At 70.9% G+C, this 5,576-nt stretch carries 4 protein-coding genes, 1 tRNA gene and 1 pseudogene; 4 read left to right on the forward strand and 2 right to left on the reverse strand.

All coding sequences use genetic code 11. The annotated features are described in order from the left end of the window. Nucleotides 1-405: pseudogene (locus tag VB737_RS05085) on the reverse strand (MBL fold metallo-hydrolase); the annotation flags it as partial. A gap of 70 nt (nucleotides 406-475) precedes the next feature. Here VB737_RS05085 and VB737_RS05090 point away from each other — a divergent pair. Further along, nucleotides 476-2,650: a glycogen debranching protein gene (locus tag VB737_RS05090; protein ID WP_500311687.1), complete on the forward strand. Its 2,175-nt coding sequence runs from the start codon at nucleotides 476-478 to the stop codon at nucleotides 2,648-2,650. On the opposite strand, the gene VB737_RS05095 is transcribed toward VB737_RS05090, so the two are convergent. Then, nucleotides 2,605-2,675 (reverse strand) — tRNA-Gly (locus tag VB737_RS05095). The genes VB737_RS05090 and VB737_RS05095 overlap by 46 nt on opposite strands. Nucleotides 2,676-2,794: 119 nt before the next feature. On the opposite strand from VB737_RS05095, the gene VB737_RS05100 reads away from it, so the two are divergent. The 3 genes from VB737_RS05100 to VB737_RS05110 are packed head-to-tail and all read left to right on the forward strand — an operon-like array spanning nucleotide 2,795 to nucleotide 5,471. Further along, nucleotides 2,795-4,270 (forward strand): MFS transporter, encoded by a 1,476-nt coding sequence (locus tag VB737_RS05100; RefSeq protein WP_500311682.1) that lies wholly within the window; start codon nucleotides 2,795-2,797, stop codon nucleotides 4,268-4,270. Then, nucleotides 4,267-5,016, forward strand: a complete 750-nt coding sequence (locus VB737_RS05105) for an MlaE family ABC transporter permease (protein WP_500311684.1) — start codon at nucleotides 4,267-4,269, stop codon at nucleotides 5,014-5,016. The genes VB737_RS05100 and VB737_RS05105 overlap by 4 nt, the downstream gene beginning before the upstream one ends. Then, nucleotides 5,013-5,471 (forward strand): DUF3119 family protein, encoded by a 459-nt coding sequence (locus VB737_RS05110; RefSeq protein ID WP_500311685.1) that lies wholly within the window; start codon nucleotides 5,013-5,015, stop codon nucleotides 5,469-5,471. The genes VB737_RS05105 and VB737_RS05110 overlap by 4 nt, the downstream gene beginning before the upstream one ends. The last annotated feature ends 105 nt before the right edge of the window (nucleotides 5,472-5,576 follow it).

Genomic DNA, 5,576 nt, shown 5'->3' on the forward strand with positions numbered 1-5,576 from the left:
GAGCAGACGCACGTCGGGCGCCAGCCGGTGCTCCGCGGCGAAGGTGTGCAGGGGATCCACACCAGGCAGGAGGTAGGCCTCCTGTTCCTGGACGAGAACCGGCCATCCCAGGGCCTGCTGCAGGCGGCGGCAGCGGCCATGGCCGCCGCGGCCGGTGAGCAGGATCCAGCCCCGGGGCGCCCCGTTCTCCGCCGGCCGGTGGCGGGGGCGCCCGGCCAGGAAGCGCAGGTTGGCCCGGGTGTAGGCGGGGCAGTCGATCAGCAGGTCGGCGCCGGCGGCCTCAAGCAGCCAGGCGCTGCCCCCCTGGATCTCGCGGCTGGGGGCGAACAGCCACAGCCCCTGCCGGACCAGCAGGGGCGGGCGGCCCTCCTCGGACGGCAGCAGGGCGGAGGGGGAAGCGTTCATCGCCCCATTGAACCCCCGGCGGCAGCTTCCGGAGGCCCGGCGTAGCCTTGGCGCAATCCTGGCCAGTGATTTGTCGGCGACCCGGATCGGACATCCCTGGCCACTGGGGGCCTCCGTCACCCGCAGGGGCGTCAATTTCTCCGTGGTGGCCCCGCTGGCCACCCGCATCGAGCTGCTGATCTTCGCGGACGGGGCCGCCCGGGAGCCCCTGGAGGTGATCGAGCTCGACCCCGCCCACCGCTCCGGTGAGCACTGGCATGTGGAGGTGGAAGGCCTCGGGATCGGCTGCTGCTACGGCTACCGGGTGTTTGGCCCGATCCAGCCCGGCAGCCATGGCTTCAACCCCTCCAAGGTGCTGCTCGATCCCTGCGCCAGGGCGATCACCGGCTGGGACGTCTACCAGCGGGGCGCCGCCGTTGGCGCCGTCCCCAACGCCTCCGCCTGCCTCAAGGGGGTGGTCACCGAGCGGGACCGGTTCGACTTCGACGCCGCCCCCCGCCCCCGCCATCCCTGGCAGAAGAGCGTCATCTACGAGCTGCACGTGGGCGGTTTCACCCGTGGCGCCGGCTGCCCGGTGCCGGCGGAACGCCAGGGAACCCTGCTGGGACTGATCGACACCCTGCCCTACCTCCAGTCGATGGGGGTGACGGCGATCGAACTGCTGCCGGTGATGGCCTTCGATCCCCAGGACGCCCCCGCCGGGCGGTTCAACCACTGGGGCTACAGCCCCGTGAGCTGGATGGCCCCCCATCCGGCCTATCTGGCCGAGCGCGACCCGCTGCAGGGCCGCCACGAGGTGCGCCAGCTGGTGACCGCCTGCCACCAGGCCGGCCTGGAGGTGATTCTTGATGTGGTCTACAACCACACCAGCGAAGGCAACCAGGAGGGCCCCACCCTGAGCTGGCGGGGGTTCGGCGACGCCCTCTACTACCACCAGACGGCCAGGGGCGACTACCTCGACGTCAGCGGCTGCGGCAACACGATCGCCGCCAACCGCCCCCTGGTCCGGCGCCTGATCCTGGAGTCCCTGCGCTGCTGGAGCACGGAGCTGGGCATCGACGGCTTCCGCTTCGACCTCGGCATCGCCCTGACCCGGGGCGAGGGCCTGGCCCCCCTCGATGCGCCCCCGTTGTTCGAGGAGATGGAGGCGGATCCCGATCTCAGCGATCTGAAGGTGGTGAGCGAACCCTGGGACTGCGGCGGCCTTTACCGGCTCGCCGACTTCCCGGCCCGGCGGGTGGCCAGCTGGAACGGCCGCTTCCGCGACGACGTGCGCCGCTTCTGGAAGGGGGACGACCGCACCACCTGGAGCCTGAGTCAGCGCCTGTCAGGCAACCCGGATCTGTTCAACGGCCAGCCCTCTCCGGTGGGCCGCACGATCAACTTCCTCACCGCCCACGACGGCTTCACCCTGGCGGATCTGGTCAGCTTCGATCGCAAGCACAATCTGGCCAACGGCGAGAACGACCGCGACGGCGACAACCACAACAACAGCTGGAACCATGGCGTGGAGGGTCCCTGCACCGACGCCGGCGTCAATGGCCTGCGGGACCGGCAGCTGCGCAACCTGCTGGCCTCCCTGCTGCTGGCCCCCGGCGTGCCGATGCTGCTGATGGGCGATGAGGTGCGGCGCAGCCAGGGGGGCAACAACAACACCTGGTGCCAGAACAACCCCCTGGGGTGGATGCACTGGCAGCCGGACGCCGGTGACATGGCCCTGCGCCGCTTCCTGCGGCGGCTGATCCAGCTGCGCCAGCGGCTCGCCCCCCTGCTCAACCAGGAGTTGCCCATGGCCGCGGGCCCCGCCGGCCCGGCCCGCGGCGCCGGCAGCCTGCCCCTCTGGCGGGAGTGGCACGGCCTGGAGCTGGGCAAGCCCGACTGGGCCAGCTGGTCCCACTGCCTGGCCTGGAGCCTGCATGACGCCAGCCTGGGCCCCCTGCTCTGGTGCGGCATGAACGCTTACTACCAGCCGATGCAGTTCCAGCTGCCGGCCCAGGCCGCCGGCTGGCGGCGGGTCATCGACACGGCCGTTCCCGGCGACCACGACCTGCCGGCGAAAGCCGATCCCTGGCTGCTGCCGACGGCGCCCCTGGAGAGCCGCAGCCTGATGCTCCTGGTGGCGACACCGCTGCTGGAGGACACGGAACCTCAGGCAGGCACTCAGGCTGACTCCGAGGCGGCGGCTCCGGCGGAGGAGCAAGCGGGCGGCGGGAATCGAACCCGCATCATCAGCTTGGAAGGCTGAGGTTTTACCACTAAACTACGCCCGCAGCAGTACACGAGTACTGGCGGCTGGTTCCCTGGAACTGGTTCCCTGGAACCGGCTGCAGCATTATGACCTGCACCGGCCGACCTCCACCGGACGACCACCACCGAAGCGCTTCCAGGTTTGACCACCCCCACACCGTCCTCCCCGCCACCGGCAGCGCCGGACCTGCCGTCGGGTGTGGCGGATGGTGTGGGGGATGGTGTGGGGGATGGTGTGGTGGATACGGCGGACCTTCCGGCCGGTGAGCGCCGCAGGGTGCTGCTGGCCTACGGGATGGGGGACGCCGGCACCGGCATGGCGGCCTCCCTGATCGGCTTCTACCTCTTCATCTTCTACACCTCGGCGGCGGGTCTGCCGGCCTGGATGGCCGGGCTGGTGCTGATGACGGCCCGGCTCTGGGATGCCATCAACGACCCCATCGTCGGCTGGTTGAGCGACAAGACCCGCTCCTCCTGGGGTCCGCGGCTGCCCTGGATCCTGGGCAGCGCCGTCCCGCTCGGCTTCGCCATGGCCCTGATGTGGTGGCTGCCGCCCGGGGGGCCCTGGGTCCGGTTCGCCGTGTTCGTGGCCATCTCGATGGTGGCGAACACCCTCTACACCTGCGTCAACCTTCCCTACTCCGCCCTGGCGGCGGAGCTGACCACCAGCGTCAACCTGCGCACCCGTCTGAACAGCGCCCGTTTCACCGGCTCGATCATCGCCGGCCTGGTGGGGATCGTGCTGGGGGGCCTGCTGCTCAAGGATCACCAGAACCCCGACAGCTACCTGCAGGTGGGGATCTTCTCGGGGGTCCTGATCACCTGCTCCACCCTGCTCTGCGGCTGGGGCATCGCCCCGGCGGCGCGGCACTGCCAGCGGCCCACCAGCCAGCGGGGCACCACCCGGCGGCTCCTGGCCCGGGTCGGCAGCAATGGACGCTTCCAGATGGTGCTCGGGCTCTACCTGCTGCTCTGGTGCGCCCTGCAGATCATGCAGACGGCGGCCCTGATCTTCCTGCCGGTGGTGATGCGGCTGCCGGAAGGCTGGAGCAACTGGATCCTGCTGCCCTTCCAGATCAGCACCCTGCTGGGGCTCCAGCTCTGGACCGCCATCGCCCGCCGCCGCGGTCGCCTGGCGTCTCTGCACTGGGGCACCGCCCTCTGGATCGCCGCCTGTGTGATGGCGATGCTGCTGGTGCCGCTCGATGCCGCCATCGGCCCCACAGCCTCGGCCGCCAACCTGGTGCGTCTCTCCGCCCTGGTGGTGACGATCCTGGTCGTCGGTCTGGGGGCCTCCACCGCCTACCTGATCCCCTGGGCCCTGCTGCCGGATGCCATCGATGCCGATCCGGAGAAGCCCGCCGGCCTCTACAGCGCCTGGATGGTGTTCACCCAGAAGATCTGCATCAGCCTGGCCCTGTTCTTCTTCGGCAACCTCATGAGCCTCAGCGGCTACCAGGCGGCCCGGGGCATCGTGCAGCCGGACAGCGCCCTGCTGGCGATCCGGATGTGCATGGGCCTGATCCCGGCGCTCCTGGTGGTGCTGGGCCTGGTGGTGATGCGGCGCTGGCCGGAGCGGGGCCCCCAGCCGGAGACCCTGACGGCGTCGGCGCCATGAAGGCGCCGCGCTGGCTGCAGCGGCTGGGGGCCAGCCTGATGATCGGCGGTCAGGCGGTGAGCGCCATCGCCCGCGGCCGGATCGGCATGGTCGACCTGGTCCAGGAACTGCTGGAGGCCGGACCTGGCAGCTTCCTGATCGTGCTGATCACGGCCCTGGCGGCCGGCACGGTGTTCAACATCCAGGTGGCGGCCGAACTCTCGAAGCAGGGGGCCAGCGCCGCCGTGGGGGGGCTGCTCGCCCTGGGCCTCTCCCGGGAGATCGCCCCCCTGCTCACCGCCACCCTGCTCACCGGCAAGGTGGCCACCGCGTACGCCGCCCAGCTGGGCACCATGAAGGTGACCGAGCAGATCGACGCCATCACAATGCTGCGCACCGACCCGGTGGAGTACCTGGTGGTGCCGCGGGTGATGGCGATGGTGGTGATGGCGCCGGTGCAGTGCCTGCTGTTCTTCTGGATGGCGATCTGGTCGGGCCAGGTGAGCAGCACCCTCCTCTACAGCATTCCTCCGTCCGTCTTCTGGAACTCGGTGCGGATCTGGATGAAACCCGACGACCTGCCCTCGATGCTGCTCAAGGCCGTGGTGTTCGGCCTGATGATCGCCGTCATCGCCTGCGGCTGGGGGCTCACCACCCGGGGGGGGCCCAAGGAGGTGGGCGCCAGCACCACCGGCGCGGTGGTCATGATTCTCGTCAGCGTCGCTCTGGTGGACGTGCTGCTCACCCAGTTGCTCTTCGGCCAATGACCTCCGCCCCCTCCCCCCCTCCGGCCAGCGCTGCCCCCGAGGACGCCATCGACGCGGACGCGGTGGTCCTCCGGCCGCGGGCCTGGGTGCCGCTCGGGCTGCTGGCGCTGGCGGGCGCCGTCCTGGACCTGCGGCCGCTGTGGAGCCCGGCGCCCTGGGCGGCCCTGGCGATGGGGCTGATGGGGTTGTTCCTGCTGCTGCAGACGGCCCTGCTGCGGTTGCGCTTCGCGGCCGACGCCCTGCTGGTGTCCCGCGGCGACACCGTGATCCGTCGCTTCCCCTACGACGCCTGGATCGGCTGGCGGGTCTGGTGGCCGGCCCTGCCGGTGCTGTTCTATTTCCGGGAGCAGAAGAGCATCCACCTGCTGCCGGTTCTGTTTGACGCCACGACCCTGCGGGAGGAGCTGGAGCGGCGCCTGCCGCCCGCCCCTTCCCCCGAGCCCCCCGCCGCCTAGCCTCCACGCCTGCCATGAGCGACCAACCCGCGCCCGCCATCACCCCGCCGGATCCCACCCCGGCCGCCACCCCCGCAGCGGCCGCTGCCGGAACCGATTGGCTGC

Source organism: Synechococcus sp. BA-120 BA3, assembly GCF_034931285.1.
Lineage (GTDB): Bacteria > Cyanobacteriota > Cyanobacteriia > PCC-6307 > Cyanobiaceae > Cyanobium.